This is a genomic window from Natrinema halophilum, assembly GCF_013402815.2.
GTDB classification, from domain to species: domain Archaea; phylum Halobacteriota; class Halobacteria; order Halobacteriales; family Natrialbaceae; genus Natrinema; species Natrinema halophilum.
Window position 1 is genome coordinate 2,380,584 of record NZ_CP058601.1, and the last position, 14,949, is coordinate 2,395,532.

General features: G+C 62.3%; 14 protein-coding genes. 7 read left to right on the forward strand and 7 right to left on the reverse strand.

From position 1 onward, the window contains the following. Nucleotides 1-17 precede the first annotated feature (17 nt). The 3 genes from HYG82_RS32325 to HYG82_RS32335 form a co-directional block, all read right to left on the reverse strand. The gene (locus HYG82_RS32325; RefSeq protein ID WP_179261163.1) at nucleotides 18-1,181 is read right to left on the reverse strand and encodes a site-2 protease family protein; all 1,164 of its coding nucleotides are present in this window, start codon (nucleotides 1,179-1,181) and stop codon (nucleotides 18-20) included. 332 nt (nucleotides 1,182-1,513) lie between these two features. After that, on the reverse strand, nucleotides 1,514-1,759 hold the full coding sequence (locus HYG82_RS32330) for a DUF7123 family protein (protein ID WP_179261164.1): 246 nt from the start codon (nucleotides 1,757-1,759) through the stop codon (nucleotides 1,514-1,516). 250 nt (nucleotides 1,760-2,009) lie between these two features. Next, complete coding sequence (locus HYG82_RS32335; protein WP_179261165.1) at nucleotides 2,010-2,849, reverse strand: molybdopterin synthase; 840 nt, start codon at nucleotides 2,847-2,849, stop codon at nucleotides 2,010-2,012. 138 nt (nucleotides 2,850-2,987) lie between these two features. On the opposite strand from HYG82_RS32335, the gene HYG82_RS32340 reads away from it, so the two are divergent. From HYG82_RS32340 to HYG82_RS32355, 4 genes are all read left to right on the forward strand, one after another. After that, entirely contained in the window at nucleotides 2,988-4,004 is a 1,017-nt protein-coding gene (locus HYG82_RS32340) for a CapA family protein (protein ID WP_179261166.1), read from the forward strand. Nucleotides 4,005-4,286: 282 nt separating this feature from the next. Continuing rightward, nucleotides 4,287-5,012 carry a UMP kinase gene (pyrH, locus tag HYG82_RS32345; protein ID WP_179261167.1) on the forward strand — a complete coding sequence of 242 codons (726 nt, stop codon included), beginning with the start codon at nucleotides 4,287-4,289 and terminating at the stop codon, nucleotides 5,010-5,012. Further along, nucleotides 5,009-6,715, forward strand: a complete 1,707-nt coding sequence (lysS, locus tag HYG82_RS32350; protein ID WP_179261168.1) for a lysine--tRNA ligase — start codon at nucleotides 5,009-5,011, stop codon at nucleotides 6,713-6,715. Before pyrH ends, lysS begins: the two co-directional genes overlap by 4 nt. A 65-nt stretch (nucleotides 6,716-6,780) precedes the next feature. Further along, entirely contained in the window at nucleotides 6,781-8,622 is a 1,842-nt protein-coding gene (locus HYG82_RS32355) for a site-2 protease family protein (RefSeq protein ID WP_179261169.1), read from the forward strand. A 98-nt stretch (nucleotides 8,623-8,720) separates the two neighbouring features. Here the strand turns inward: HYG82_RS32355 and HYG82_RS32360 are convergent, their stop codons facing one another. After that, nucleotides 8,721-9,248, reverse strand: coding sequence for a PadR family transcriptional regulator (locus HYG82_RS32360; RefSeq protein WP_179261170.1), 528 nt, complete (start codon nucleotides 9,246-9,248; stop codon nucleotides 8,721-8,723). Nucleotides 9,249-9,416: 168 nt separating this feature from the next. Between HYG82_RS32360 and HYG82_RS32365 the strand changes: the two genes are divergently transcribed. After that, complete coding sequence (locus HYG82_RS32365; RefSeq protein ID WP_179261171.1) at nucleotides 9,417-10,928, forward strand: heme-binding protein; 1,512 nt, start codon at nucleotides 9,417-9,419, stop codon at nucleotides 10,926-10,928. A 46-nt stretch (nucleotides 10,929-10,974) separates the two neighbouring features. Here HYG82_RS32365 and HYG82_RS32370 read toward each other — a convergent pair whose 3' ends face one another. From HYG82_RS32370 to HYG82_RS32380, 3 genes are all read right to left on the reverse strand, one after another. Then, complete coding sequence (locus HYG82_RS32370; protein WP_179261172.1) at nucleotides 10,975-11,163, reverse strand: hypothetical protein; 189 nt, start codon at nucleotides 11,161-11,163, stop codon at nucleotides 10,975-10,977. A 446-nt stretch (nucleotides 11,164-11,609) separates the two neighbouring features. Continuing rightward, nucleotides 11,610-11,993, reverse strand: coding sequence for a DUF5611 family protein (locus HYG82_RS32375; RefSeq protein WP_179261173.1), 384 nt, complete (start codon nucleotides 11,991-11,993; stop codon nucleotides 11,610-11,612). A 273-nt stretch (nucleotides 11,994-12,266) separates the two neighbouring features. After that, a complete protein-coding gene (locus HYG82_RS32380; RefSeq protein ID WP_179261174.1) occupies nucleotides 12,267-13,280 on the reverse strand; it encodes a DUF7093 family protein in 1,014 nt (337 codons plus the stop codon). Between the two features lie 207 nt (nucleotides 13,281-13,487). Between HYG82_RS32380 and HYG82_RS32385 the strand changes: the two genes are divergently transcribed. Then, nucleotides 13,488-13,784, forward strand: a complete 297-nt coding sequence (locus HYG82_RS32385; protein WP_179261175.1) for a DUF6432 family protein — start codon at nucleotides 13,488-13,490, stop codon at nucleotides 13,782-13,784. Between the two features lie 39 nt (nucleotides 13,785-13,823). Beyond that, nucleotides 13,824-14,915, forward strand: a complete 1,092-nt coding sequence (gene ygfZ, locus HYG82_RS32390) for a CAF17-like 4Fe-4S cluster assembly/insertion protein YgfZ (RefSeq protein ID WP_179261176.1) — start codon at nucleotides 13,824-13,826, stop codon at nucleotides 14,913-14,915. Nucleotides 14,916-14,949: the final 34 nt, after the last annotated feature.

The following is a 14,949-nucleotide window of genomic DNA, read 5'->3' on the forward strand; positions in this document are numbered from 1 at the left end:
GGACGCGTCGGTCGTGATCAGCCGACGACCTCGACCGGCACGGGCATGAAACAGAGCAGGCCGATGCCGAACGTGACGATGCCGAGGACGAACCGGCCGCGTCCGAGCGATTCGTCTCGGATCGGCGTTGCCGGCCCCACCGAGGCGACCAGCGTCGTCAACACACCCCAGATGATCCAGACGGCGACCGTGTTCAGGCCGTAGTCCTGTACGTAGTAGAGATACGCGGCGAGTGCAAACAGCGCGCCCGGGACCACCGCCGCGATCGTCTCCTGAAACTCGCCGGTCATTGCCCGCAGGATGTGCCCCCCATCGAGCTGGCCGACCGGGATCAAGTTGAGGAAGGTGACGAACATCCCGACCCACGCGCCGATGACGACCGGGTTTACTCCCGTCGTCGGGTCGTCCCTGTACAGCGGCTGATCAAAGCCGGCGGCGAGCAACTCGAGCAGCGGCGGATATCCCAGTTTTATCTGGATTGCATCCGGATGCTGCAGTAATGAGGGATCGAAGGTCACGGGCGGGAGGTGAAGCCCGACTACAGCGACAACGACCGTCGCAACCAGCCCTGCAAGCGGGCCGGCGACGCCGATATCGAACAGCGCCTTTCGATCGGGCATCCGGCCTTTCATCCTGATTACCGCCCCCATCGTCCCGATAAGCGTCGGAACCGGAATGAAATATGGCAGCGATGCGTCGACCTGGTGGTACCGACTCAGTACGTAGTGGCCCATCTCGTGAACGCCGAGAACACCGAGGATCGCCAGCGAAAAGGGCCACGCGTATATGATTTCGATCGGGTTCGCAAACGGATCGACCGACGGATACCACCACCACGCACCGACGAACAACGTCGAAGCGACCGTCGCTAACAGCAAGAATACGTTCGTCCACGGAACGCCGTCGATGCCGACAGACCTCGGTTCGGCAACGAGGACGTACTCGCCGTGGCGGGTTTCGAGGGTCGTATCGTACCCGCGGTTGCGGAAGTCGGACCAGAGCTCGCTCATCACCCGCTGTGGGTGGGTCAGTGGATCGCCGTAGTAGACCAGTTTCTCGTTCTCACGCCGAACTTCGTAGACCGCGAACACTGACTCGATGCGGTCGATCGGGGGTCCGTCCTCGAGGGAGCGACTGTCCGGTCCCGCAGTACCGAATCCGGACCGATCGACATCTTCCATCACCGTTCATTTAGAATCTGCCAGTATAAAATGGCTGCCGTCGGCACGGCCGGCCGATTGTAACTGGGCCCTGGGACCCTGGACCGGTTTAACAGCGATGCCACCGCTGGATACCGGATGAAAATCCACTGGCGGCCGACTCAGTGGGCCGAGGTGGGTGAAACCGGCGTCAGCAGGATGCACGCCAATCAGGGTTCGTGTCGGATACGTCGGTAACGCATCGGCGCGGAAGTGCGTGAGGGGTGTACGAAGGGTGCGTGAGGGGTGTACGAAGGGTGCGTGAGGGATGCCACCGGGTGCGGGCGGCCGTGATCGGTCGAGAGTGTGGACAGTCAGGCGGGTGCGACGCGCCACGTCGTCGCGCTCGTGTAAGACCATTTCTCGATCTCGAGGTCGCTAACCGAGTCCGAGAGCTTGACCATCAGCGCGCCGATTTCTTTCGGGGACATACCAACGTCTTCTGCGATGAACTTGCCTTTGAAGTACAGTTCGCCATCTTCAGCACGGTCGCGAAGGTAGCGTTTCAGGCGGCTTTCCTTGCTTTCTGTGGAGGGTTGGGCTGTCGTACTCATCGACATCTCACCCTTCCGACGGAGATTTGTTATAAAGGAGGGATGGTTAGCGGCATTTCGATTGTGTTCAGCTATTTGGGGGGTAAGAGAGTTTTTACCACCGTTTATATGCGTATTAACTGCCGGCTTAGACCACCGGAGACGTTTTAAAACACCACCTAACTCATTATCTCTGGTCAAACACTCACAATAATTATAGAATCCTCCTTTCCGACTGTTTCACTATTTCAACCGGATCGATGAACGAACGGAACGGTCATGATCGGTCGTGGACCCAGAACTCGTCCTCGACCGTCACTTCCTTCTTGAAGAGAGGAACCTCGTCTTTCAAGCGGTTGATTCCGTCTTCGACTGTCCGAAAGGCCTCTTCCCGGTGGCCCGCGAGGACGACGACGAAGACGATGTCCTCGCCGTCCGCCACGACGCCCGTCCGGTGGTGGAGTTCGACCTCGAAAACGCCGTCGCGCGCCTCGAGGTCCGTCTCCAGAGCCGCCATCCGTTCGTCCGCGACGCCCTCGTACTTCTCGAACTCGAGGTGGTGGGTGCGCGCGTCGTCTTCGCTGTCCTTCCCGCGGACGCGGCCGGTGAACGTCGCGATCGCACCCGCCCGGTCGGCCTTTGGCGATCGTTTGACGCGGGCGACGATCGACTCGAGAGTCTCGTATGGCTCGGTCGCCTCGAGACGTTGGACGAGCGCGACGTCCGCGAGTTCGCTCGGCGAGTCGACGGTTGCGATGACGTTTTCCTCAGAGTCCGTTTCCGTGACGGAGTCAGTGTCGGGACCGACTACGACCGACGGATATCGCAGCCCGGAGACGCCGACGACGATACCGTACGCGCAATCTGATGCCAGACGGTCGAGTGCATCGTCGACGGTCATCCTGGTTCCCGAGGCGGCCCAATCTCCGTCGGCGCCGAGTTCGAAGGTTACGTCGCCGCCCATCGATTTTCGCACCTGCGTGCCATCTGCGATCGTCGCGTCGTACCTGACGACACCCACTCGCCCATGCTCCGAGAGTCGATCGACGGTCTGGTCGACGATTCGCTCGACGGTGTCGCCAGCCGCACCACCGTCACGAATGCCGAGTACGTTCATACGTGATCCAAGGGCTGGTTCGACTTTGTAGCTGTCGCCGCGAACGGCTCGCGACTGGGCGCGGGCATACTAGACGGACTCGGTAGTGTCACGCCCTGACCCGCCCGGGATTTTGCGCCTGGAGACCGAACTATCGGTATGCCCCTTCGAATCGGTTTCACGGGCGACGTCATGCTCGGGCGCCTCGTCGACGATCGTCAACAGCGTCGGTCCATCGATGCCGTCTGGGGAACTGTCCGCGAGCGACTGCGAGAACTGGACGGACTGGTGATCAACCTCGAATGCTGTCTCACGACACGAGACCGGGAGTGGCAGCGGACGTATCGGCCGTTTCACTTCCGAGCCGATCCAGACTGGGCCATCCCCGCGCTCGAGCATGCCAGCGTCGATGCCTGTGCGCTGGCTAACAACCATGTCCTCGATTACGAGGAAGTGGCACTTGAGGATACGATCGAGGCTCTCGACGAGGCGGGAATAGTTCACACCGGTGCGGGACAAACGATCGACGAAGCGCTCGAGCCCGCGGTCTGGACGATCGGCAACGGTACTTCTGGCATCGATGTGGCGATGGTTTCGTTCACGGACAACACGCCGGAGTACGCTGCTGCTGAGAACTCACCGGGGACGGCCTGGATCGAAATCGACGTCGACGAGCCGGAAACACGTCGCTGCGCGCGAGAGGCACTCGAGCGCGCACGACAGGCGAAACCAGACCTACTCATCGCCTCCCTGCACTGGGGGCCAAACATGGTCACGGAACCGCCGGACGCGTTCCGGCAGTTCGGCAAGTGGCTGATCGAGGATGGTGTCGACGTCGTCCACGGACATAGCGCCCACGTCTTTCACGGGATCGAGGTCCACGAGGGGCGCCCGATCGTCTACGACGCCGGGGACTTCGTCGACGATTACAGGGTCGACCCGGAGTTGCGAAACGACCGGAGTTTCCTGTTCGTGCTCGCGGTGGCCTCGGACGGGAGGCTAACTGAACTCCGACTCCACCCAACCGAGATAGACGGCTGTTCGGTCACCGAGGCGAGCCCGGCGGCAGCCAGGTGGTCGCGCGACCGAATGCGGGGGCTATCCGCCCAGTTCGGCACCGAATTCGAACGAGACGGCGAGTCGCTCGTCCTGTCGCTCGAGGACGACGAAGCATGATCGCGGCGAATTCCGTGGCGTCGTTCACGCTGGACCACGACGACAGGTCGAGACGGCGCTCGTAGTAGTCCTCGCCTGCGCGATCCTGGTCGATGCTACCGACTGGTGACGGACGGATCTGTTCGACGTCAAATTCGAGCAAGAGGACGAATTACTCGTCCTGACGCTCGATGCAGGAACCGAACCCGAACCGAAGACGGTCAGTCGCGCAAGCGGTTTGTCACCACGACGTCCGGGCAGTTGGCAACCCTTAAGATAGCAACTCCGCTACACCGGGGTAGTATGAAAGTGGTCGTCTCTATCGGTGGAAGCGTCCTCGTACCCGAGCCCGGCGGGGACCGGGTCGCCGAGCACGCTACCGTTATCGAGGATCTCGTCGCGGACGGCTGTCGGATCGGCGCCGTCGTCGGGGGCGGCGGCGTCGCCCGTGAATACATTTCGGCCGCTCGCGATCTCGGGGCGAACGAAATAGAACTGGATCAGCTGGGAATCGACGTGACGCGACTGAACGCACGGCTTCTGATCGCCGCGCTCGGCGAGGAGTCGGTCACGGCACCGGCGAAAGATTACGAAGAGGCCAGCGAGGCACTCCGCCGTGGCGACGTCTGCGTTATGGGCGGCGTGGCACCGGCACAGACCACAGACGCAGTCGGGGCTGCGCTTGCGGAGTACATCGACGCCGACTTGCTCGTCTACGCCACGAGCGTCCACGGCGTCTACAGCGACGATCCGAACGAGACCGACGATGCGACCAAGTACGACGAGCTGACCGCGACGGAACTGGTCGACGTCATCGCCGGCCTCGAGATGAACGCCGGAGCCTCCGCACCCGTCGACCTGCTGGCGGCGAAAATCATCGAGCGCTCCGGCATGCGCACCATCGTCCTCGATGGCACCAACCCGGATCGGATCGCTCGCGCGGTCCGCCACGGCAAACACGACGGCACCGATATCGTACCGGACGGAGTCGGCGCGGTGCCGACCTACTGGGCGAGCGACGATCGATGAGTCCCGATACCGACGCCGAGGACGGAACGGCGGACGCTCCAGACCCAGACGCGATCAGTCCCTACACTCTTCAAGACGACGGCGCCGACGAGACGCGACACGCGTTCTGGGCCGACACGGTCGCCGACAGGGTAGAAGATCGGGATCCCGAGGAACCGATCGTCGTCAAGGGCGGCATTTCGCCCTCAGGGGTCCCACACCTTGGCAACGTCAACGAAATCATGCGCGGCTACTTCGTCGCCGAGGTACTTCGGGACCGGGGATACGACGTCAGACAGGTGTTTACCGCCGACGACCGCGACCCCCTCCGAAAGCTCCCGCGTACCCTTTGTGACCTCGAGGGAAACCTGGTCGATCTGGGGGACGTCGATGCCGGTGCACTCGGCCGAAACCTCGGCGCACCCTACACCGACATCCCGGATCCATTCGGCTGCTGTGATTCCTACGGCGACCACTTCTCGAACATTATCCAGGACAGCGCCGACGCCGTCGGCGTCCCGATTGACCTCGTCTCGAACACGGAGCGCTACGAATCAGGCGGATTCGAGGACGTGACTCGATTCGTCCTCGAACATCGTGACCGCGCACGGGAGGTCCTCTCGCAGTACCAGGACAAAGTCGACGAGGAGTACGTCCCGTTCAATCCGATCTGCGAGGAGTGTGGCAAGATTACCGAGACGGTGACGAGCGTCGATCTGCAGACCGAACCGCCGACCGTCGACTACGAGTGTACAGACATGGACGCCGGTGACCGCACTATCGAGGGCTGCGGTCACGAGGGCACCGCGACGCTGCGCGAGGGGAAACTTCCCTGGCGCTTCGAGTGGCCCGCCCAGTGGCAGTTACTCGACGTCGACTTCGAACCCTTCGGCAAGGATCACGCCGAAGGCTCCTGGCCCAGCGGCCAGGACGTCGCTCAGAACGTCCTCGAGATCGAGCCGCCGGTGCCGATGGTCTACGAGTGGTTCACGCTCGAGAACGAACCGTTCTCCTCGTCGGCAGGCAACGTTATCCTCGTCTCGGACGTCCTCGAGTTGCTCGAGCCGGAAGTCTTGCGCTATTTCTTCGCGAAAGACCCCTCGAAGGCGCGGGACTTCAGCATCGAGCGACTCGATCAGCTAGTCGACGAGTTCGACCGGTTCGAGGCGATCTACTTCGGCGAAGTCGAAGCGAGCGAGGACGAAACGGCCTTCGCCGAACGGGTGTATCCGTTCGTCGTGGAGGAACCCCGCGAAGACCGAATCAGGCTGCCCTACACCTTCGCCGCAGTACTCGGAATGACCGACGATCCAGACCTCCGCGAGGAAATAGCCCGCCGCGAAGGTCACATCCCGGAGGATGCCCCGGAGTGGGCCGTCGAGGGTGCACTCGAGCGCGTCGAGCAGGCCCGCAACTGGGCCCGCCGGACCGAAAACGCGTTCGACTACGAACTCAAGCGCACCGAGATCCCGACCCACGAGTTCGAGGCGGAGACGGAAGCTGCGCTCGAAGATTTGGCCAATTTCATCGAAGAAGGACACGATCCCGACGAAATCCAGGGCGAGATCTACGAGGCCGCAAAGCGCCACGACGTCGGAGTCGGCGACTTCTTCGGCGCAGGCTACCGGCTGTTCTTCGACGAAGAGCAGGGTCCCAAGCTTGGCCCCTTCCTCGCGAAAGTCGATCGGGAGTTCGTCGTCGACCGTTTGCGACGGGAGCGGTGACGAGAGTCGGCCACCGTGGTTCCCAGACAAAAGCCATTTGAGAATGCCACTCGGAGTTAGTACCGATGGAACACGGCCCCCCTGCTGTCATCTCGCCCCCCGAAGTATACGGATCGGAGCTTCTGACGTGGGTCCTGCTCGGTCTCTTGCTTTACTGGGTCGGAATCATCGCGCTCCAGAACACGGGCCGATTGCCCGACTACGTCGGTACCCAGGGTCCCATTCTCACGTTTCATACGAAGTACGGTCGCGAATTGCTCGACAAACTCGCCCAGCCGAAGCGGTTCTGGCGGGCATGGTCGAACATCGGCGTCGGGATCGCCCTGGTCGTGATGGTCGGAATGTTCCTGTTTCTCCTGCAAGCGGCCATGGCCGTGCTCTCCTCGCCGCAGCCGGCGGCCTCCGCCGTTAGCCAGCCGCGCAACGTCCTCGTCATCCCCGGCGTCAACGACTTTCTGCCGCTGTCGGCGACGCCCGGAATCGTCTTCGGGCTACTCGTCGGGCTCGTCGTCCACGAGGGCGGTCACGGACTGCTCTGTCGCGTCGAGGATATCGACATCGAATCGATGGGGATCGCGATGCTCGCCGTCCTCCCTATCGGCGCGTTCGTCGAACCCGACCAGGAGAGCAGCAAGTCGGCCTCTCGAGGCGGCCAGACGCGGATGTTCGCCGCCGGAGTCACGAACAACTTCGCGATTACGCTCCTCGTCTTCGCCCTCCTGTTCGGTCCTGTCGTCGGCTCGATCGCCGTCGCATCCGGGGCCGCCGTCGGCGGTGTCGCACCCGACTCCCCCGCTGCTGATGCCGGCATCGAACCGAACGACCGAATTACGGCGATCAACGGGACCCAAGTCACGGAGAACGGCGATCTCGCGGAGCAGCTCGAGTCGACCGATGGCGAGCAGGTCTCGGTCCAACTCAATGGCGAACGGACGGTGACCGTCGATCGAGCGTTACTGGTTACAGCGACGATGGAAAACGGCCCGACGCAGCTTTCGACCGGCGACAAAATCCGCGCCGTCGACGGGCAGCGCATCGCGACCGAACGCGGCTTCTTCGCCGCCATCGGCGACAACGAAACGGTTACGCTGACGGTCGACTCCGGGGACAGCGGCGAGCAAGTCGAACGCGACGTGGCGGTCGGCGCGGCGGTCTCGATCGTCGAGGGCGAGCCACTCGAGGCACAGACCGGCTCGACCGAGGAAACCTTCGTCATCACCCATTTCGACGGCGACCGGATTCACAACTACGAGGAGCTCGGATCGGCACTCGAAGACAGCGAACCCGACCAACAGGTCGCCGTGACGGGCTATTTCGGCGATGAACGACGACAATACAACGTGACGCTCGACGCTCACCCGCGGTCCGATAGCGGATTCCTCGGGATACAGGGGCATCCGGGCGCCTCCGGCGTCGCAGTCAGCGACATCGGCGTGCAGCTCTATCCGGCAGCGGAGTACCTTTCGCTGCTCGGCGGAAACGGCGAGACGCCGTTCGGGCCGATCGGCGGTACCTTCCTCGGGCGGATCGTCGCCGCACTGTTCCTCCCGATAGCCGGCGTCATCGGCGTCATGCCGTTCAACTTCGCCGGCTTCACGGGCGGGATCCAGAACTTCTACGAGGTGCACGGCCTCCTCGGTGCGTTCGGCGACGGAACCGTCTTCCTCGTCGCAAACATGTTGTTCTGGACCGGGTGGATAAACGTCCAGCTCGGCTTTTTCAACTGTATCCCTGCGTTCCCACTCGACGGCGGACACATCCTTCGAACCAGCACGGAAGCGATCATCTCTCGGCTGCCGATCGACGCCACCCGCGGAATGGTCCGCGTTGTGACGACGACGGTCGGAGTGACGATGCTCCTGAGTTTCTTCCTGATGCTATTCGGACCGCAACTGCTCGGCGGGTGACGGTCTGTTCGGCAGGTGACGGTCTGTTCGGCAGGTGACGGTCTGTTCGGCGGGAGACACCGAATTCACGTCTTCCGTCTTGGACCGAAAGACGTGAACTAGGACCCGTTTGGTTCAATTCCGTGGCGGTCGTAGAACTCCGCCGGCGTCTCCTCGAGGCGGTCGAACGTGGTGTCGAAGTAGTGTTCGTGGTGACGGACGACCTGTTCGACGACCCACCGGCTGAACTCCTCGTCGAATCGCCATTCGCCTTCCATCTCACAGAGGTCGAAACGATCGTCCGTCGAGAAGGCGGCGTAGACGTGAAAAAAGCCGAGAATAACGTCGGCGAAGTCGCTCGCTTTCTCGCAGCCGCTCTCACGGCGGTCTTCGAGTTCTGAGTAGCCGCCATCGGTGAGTTCGAAATATTTCCTGTCGGGTTCGTCCTCGCGTTCGATGCGCTCAGCCCACCCTTTCTCCTCGAATTTGTAGAGAATCGGATACACCGATCCGTAGGACGGCTCCCAGTGACCGCCGCTAATCTCGCGAATTTCCTTGAGGATCTCGTATCCGTACCGCGGTTTCTCCTCGAGGAGTTCGAGGACGAGATAGGCGATGAGTCCTTTTGGCGGCCCACTTTTCCGCATATATATCGTGGATAAAACGGGCGGCGGTAAATGGTTTCGGTCACCGGATGAATCGACAGGAAGTCGACCGAGCGGAGCGAGGGTGATCGTCCCGAATGGGGGGACGCCCCGGCGATGGAGCCAGGTCGAAACCCGGCCCTTCTTAGCCTCGCCGTTCCAACTTCCGCTATGGAACGACGGCGACCGCCACAGACCGAAGAGGGCTGGTACGTCCTGCACGACTTCCGGTCGATCGACTGGGACGCCTGGCGTGGGGCCCCCGAACGACGTCGCTCACAGGCGATCGAAGAAGGAATCGACTACCTCGACGCCTGTGAGGCCGTCGACGACGCGGACGAAGGGGAGTCCGCGACCTTCGCAGTGCTGGGACACAAAGCGGACCTGCTCGTCCTCCACTTGCGGCCGACGCTTGCCGACATTGACACCCTCGAGCGGCAGTTCGAACACACCGCGCTCGCCGAGTTTACGACGCGAGCCGACTCCTATCTCTCGGTGACGGAGGTCTCGGGCTACATGTCCGAGGAATACTTCGACGAGGACGCGACGGTCGAAGACACCGGAACCGCCCGATACATCGAATCGCGCCTCAAGCCGGAACTGCCCGACAGCGAATTTCTGAGTTTCTACCCGATGAACAAGCGTCGCGGGCCCGACCACAACTGGTACGAACTGCCCTTCGACGAACGCGCGGACTACCTCTCGAATCACGGTGAGATCGGCAAGGACTACGCCGGCCGCGTAACTCAGATCATCTCCGGCAGCGTCGGTCTCGACGACTTCGAGTGGGGCATCACCCTGTTCGGCGACGATCCGACCGACGTAAAGGAACTACTCTACGAAATGCGCTTCGATCCCTCGAGTTCCCGTTTCGCCGAATTCGGGCGATTCCTCTCGGCCCGTCGGTTCCCGCCGGCAGACCTCGGGGCCTTCCTCGCGGGCGAACGAATCCCACGAGAAGGCGAGAGCGTCGACCATCCGCACGTCCGTCGCGAGTCCGCGGGTCACCACGGCGGCTCCGATGGACATCACCACGGTGGCGGCGATACGGGGGGCCACCCGCACGGTGACGACGGCTCCGACGACGAGGAAGAAGAGTTCCGTACCGAACTCGAGGAAATGGGCGTCTACGCGGGCCAACCCCACGGCGAAGACGTCCACGCCGTCGTCCTCTACTCCGCCGCAGACGCCGACGAACTCTTCGACGAAGTCGACGGACTGCGCGAGAACTTCGACCACTACGATACGCACGTAAAGACGGCCGTCTACGAGCCACGAGACGAGAGTAGCGAAACTGCCATCGTCAGCCTCTGGGAAACTGACCGCGCGGCGAACACGGCAGCCGGGTTCCTTGCCGACCTCCCGGACATCGTCCGTCAGGCGGGTGCTGACGAGACGGACTCGTGGGGAACGATGGGCATGTTCTACACCGTCAAACCCGACCATCGGAACGACTTCACCGGCGCATTCGAGGATGCCGCCGGCCTCCTCGCAGACATGGACGGCCACCGAAAGACCGACCTGCTGGTAAACCGTGAGGACGAAAACGACATGTTCATCGCCAGCCGCTGGGACTCCCGCGAGGACGCGATGCAGTTCTTCCGAAGCGACGCCTTCTCCGAAGCCGTCGAATTCGGCCGCGACGTCCTCACGGACCGGCCCCGACACGTCTTCCTGGCCTGACGGATCGAGGATCGATTTTTCGTCTCGGGTTTCGAAAGCCGAGGACTCAGATACGGGCCTGCTCGGACGTCTCGTCGTAGAAAAAGTACGCGGCGATACCGGCCAGTCCGAACGCCAGCGTCACGAACGGCCACTTGCCGGCGTCCCGGCCGGTCATAAACGCGTGTACCGTCACGAACATCGCGAACCCCACGTGAGCAGCGAGCGTCGCAGCGAGAAACGCCTGCGCTTCCATTGACTGTGAAATTCTGCGCCGCGTCAAAACCGTTTCGAAGCCGACCGGAAGAAACCGGACAGGAGGGGACGAAGCTATGGCCAGGGCTGTCGCTCACCGCACTTCGGTGAAGCGCCTGCCCCGCTGAAAGAGCAAGCCTTTCCCAGCCTCGCGGAAGCCAATTCCTGCTCAAAGAGGACCGGACTGTTCGGTGAGAACGACTGCGAGCGGACTGACCACTGCTGTGAGGGAACCGAGCAGTGAGGAGTATTTTGATCACCCGTATACGAGGGGCATCGCAACGAGGTACGTCGCACTTCGCTCGCAGTAGACTGCAGTCCGTGAGCACAACGCTCTCCCGTCACCGAGCGGGAGTAAACACTCCGCGAAGGTGAAAGGATCCGTACGGCTCTGTTACCGATCACGACAGACGGGGAGCGTCTGTCAAACGACGGCGTTAACGGTCGTTAGAAGTCGTGATCCGGATCGTCTTCGACTTTGCGTTTCATCGAGTCGCGACGGGATTTCGCGTCCCGGCCAGTCGCCTCGAGGAGAAAGTCGTTTTTGGCGTCGACGGCTTCACCGGCAGCCTCGAGCTCGTCGGGGCCGAGTTCGGTGGGATCACGTTCGTGGAACTCGACGGCGAGTTTGTCCTTCTTGCCGGAGTACTCGACGGCTCCGACGATGATCTTCTCGAATACGGGGTTGTCGGGCTCCTCGATGAGAAAGAGGTCGCTTCCCCTGAACTCGTGGGTGTCGGTGATGGGGCCGAAGTACTCCTCGACGGTCGACTCCATATCAGGGATTCGTTCCTCGAGATATTCACCGCGACGCATCTTGTACTCCTTCATGATTCGAAGAAACACGGGGGAGTGTTTACCTCTTTTCATAGCCGACGTTTCGGGTGTCTGATTGGTTGACGGGGTCGGTAACAGACGATATTGCAAGCCGGCGAACGATCGCTCGAGAAGAGAGTGGCGTCTGTAACCGTCGGTCCACGCGATCGGACGTGGGCGCTGGAGGGGAAGAAAAAACGAACCGAACGGTGAGAGAAGCGAAACTCGGGGGTCACAGACCGAGAGCGGTTGATCGTGGTTCGGCAACCCTGGAGCGGGGCGCTACTGTTATCGCTTGCGTTCGCTGAGATAGCCCTTCCGACAATCGGGACAGATGTCGCCTGCACGTAACGAAGCGCGGTCACCGGCGGCGACGAAGTCGCACCGCGGACAGTAGTACTCTGTCGGCGCGTTGTCGGCGGAGCGACTCGCGCTCTCGGTCGGGGTCGGCGCCGACTGAGCTCGTTCGATTCCGGTTCCCGGATCCGGCGTGGATCCAGGCCCCGAAGCAGTAGTGTCCTCTGTGGCAGGGCTCGTCGTCACCGACCGGGCGTCCGTTGCGGCCGCAGTCGCTCCACGAGCGGCACCGTCACCGTCACCGTCACCGTCACGGTCACCGTCACCGTCACCAGCACGGTCATCAGCCGAGGGGTCGTTCTCGAGGACGACCGCGTCATCCGTGTTTTCGTCCGGGTCGAGGTCCCCGTTTCCGGCATCGGACTCGCTGTCTCTCTCGTCCGGCCACTTGGCCGGGTCCGATTCCGCGCCGATCGGGGGGCCGACGTCGTCCGAGTCGGGCCACTCGCCGTGATCTCGGTCCCGGTCGGGTTCGGATGCGTCGTCCGTGAGAATTTCGCCGTCGTCGGTGACGGGGTCGCCGTTTTCGTCGGTCGGAAGTTCGTTCTCATCGGCTGCGTCGGCAGCCGCGGCCGCAGACGGTTCCGTTTCGGGCGCACTAGCTTCGCTCGCTTCGACGGCATCGGCGTCGGCGATGTCGGCAGACGCATCGTCAGCGGCGTCGGCATCGATGAATTCGGCGTCCGAGGTCGGTTGGTCTTCGAGAGCATCTGTCTCGAGTGTCGATTCTGGCAGATCTGTGTCATCGTGGGGCGCGTCGTCGTCCGTCCCGGCAGAGAGACTCGTCACTTCGGTGTTCTCGCTGATGACGTGTTTCTCGCCACAGCGGGAACACTCCTCGTATTCCTGGACGGTAACGACGACTTCACTGCCCCGTTCCTCGCGCTCGCGTTCGACGTCGGGTTCGCCGTAGTCGTGTCCGAGCAGCGAACATCGCAGGACCATTGTCCCACCGTACCGAGCCATCCCATAAAAAACGTACTGCCTGTTTGTCTTCCGACCATGACAGTCGCTCGAACTGTCCGTTTGCCCAGAACGTGACCCGAGGTGGTGGTCGCGCCATCGACCCACACAGGAGCCGAACGTGATTCCCCGAGTGGTACCCGTCGGAACGACAAACGTCAAATCCCATGTGGTCGAATGGGTATACGGATGAGAGCAAAGCGGGAGTACCGGAACCGAGAGAGGACGGAGGTGGCGGTACTCGATGCGCTGGTCGATCGCGCCGAGGATGGAATGACCGTCTTCGAACTCCGGGCGGCCGTCGAGGTCGACATCGACGAGCTCGAGGAGGCGCTGTCCATGCTCAAAGAAGACGGCCTGATCGTCGTCGAACCCGGTAACGAGACGGTGATCAAGCCCGACGAACGGGTCGTGCCGGACCAGCCGTCAGACGAGGACGATGAGCAATCGATCGGCGAATGGCTTCGGGAGCGAATTCCTTTTTGAATCGAAACGCCTGAGGCGTTCAGGCCCCAGAACGTACCCATGAGCGTCATCGAGTCCATCCACACGGACCACGGAGCCAGCTTCGGCGAGCGCGCCGACAGAACGGTCGTCGAACACTACGGACGACCGGAGCGGACCCACCGCGCCGTTCGCAACGGCGTCGGACTGCTCGAGATGGCATACGGGGTGATCGTCGTCGAAGGCTCGGATCGTCTCGAGTACGTCGACAACGTGGTATCGAACCGCGTCCCGACCGAAGACGGGCAGGGATGTTACGCACTGGTCCTCGATCCACAGGGTGGAATCGAAGTGGAGCTATACGTATACAACGCGGAAAATCGTCTTCTCCTCTTTACGCAGCCCGACACGGCCGAGGAGCTCGCAGAGGAGTGGTCCGAAAAGGTATTCATTCAGGACGTCGACATCCGCGTCGCGACCGACGACTACGCTGTCTTCGGGATTCACGGCCCACAGGCCACCGAAAAGATCGCAAGCGTCCTCAACGGCGCGGCCTCGCCCGACGAGCGGTACGCTTTCGTCCGCGGAACGATGGGCGACGAGGGCGTCACCGTCATACGTACCGATGCCCTCACCGGCGAGGAAAGCTACGAGGTGATCTGCGGGGACGACGACGCTGAAGCGGTATACAATACGTTGCTCACGCAGGGGTTGAACGCGGCCCCATTCGGCTACCGAACCTTCGAGAGTCTCGCGCTCGAGGCCGGTTCGCCGCTCTTTCACACCGAACTCGAGGGGACGCTTCCGAACGTCCTCGGCCTGCGCAACGCGCTGGATTTCGAAAAGGGTTGTTACGTCGGGCAGGAGGTCGTCTCCCGGGTCGAGAATCGCGGCCAGCCGAGCAGACGGCTCATCGGGCTGATGCTCGAGGGGACAGCCGTGCCCGATGGGGGCGCAGCCGTTTTCGATGGCGACGCGTCGGTCGGCGAGGTGACCCGCGCCGGCGAGAGCCCGCTTCGCGAGGTCGTCATCGCGCTCGCGCTGGTCGACTACGACCTCGAGAGCGACGACCTGACGGTTCGAGTCGACGGCGTGGAGGTAGATACGACTCCGACCGACCTACCGTTCGTCGAAGGATCGGATCGATCCGATCGACTTCCCCAGTATCAATAACGCAGAGACGGCCTCGCGGCTGTTTCGGGGTTAC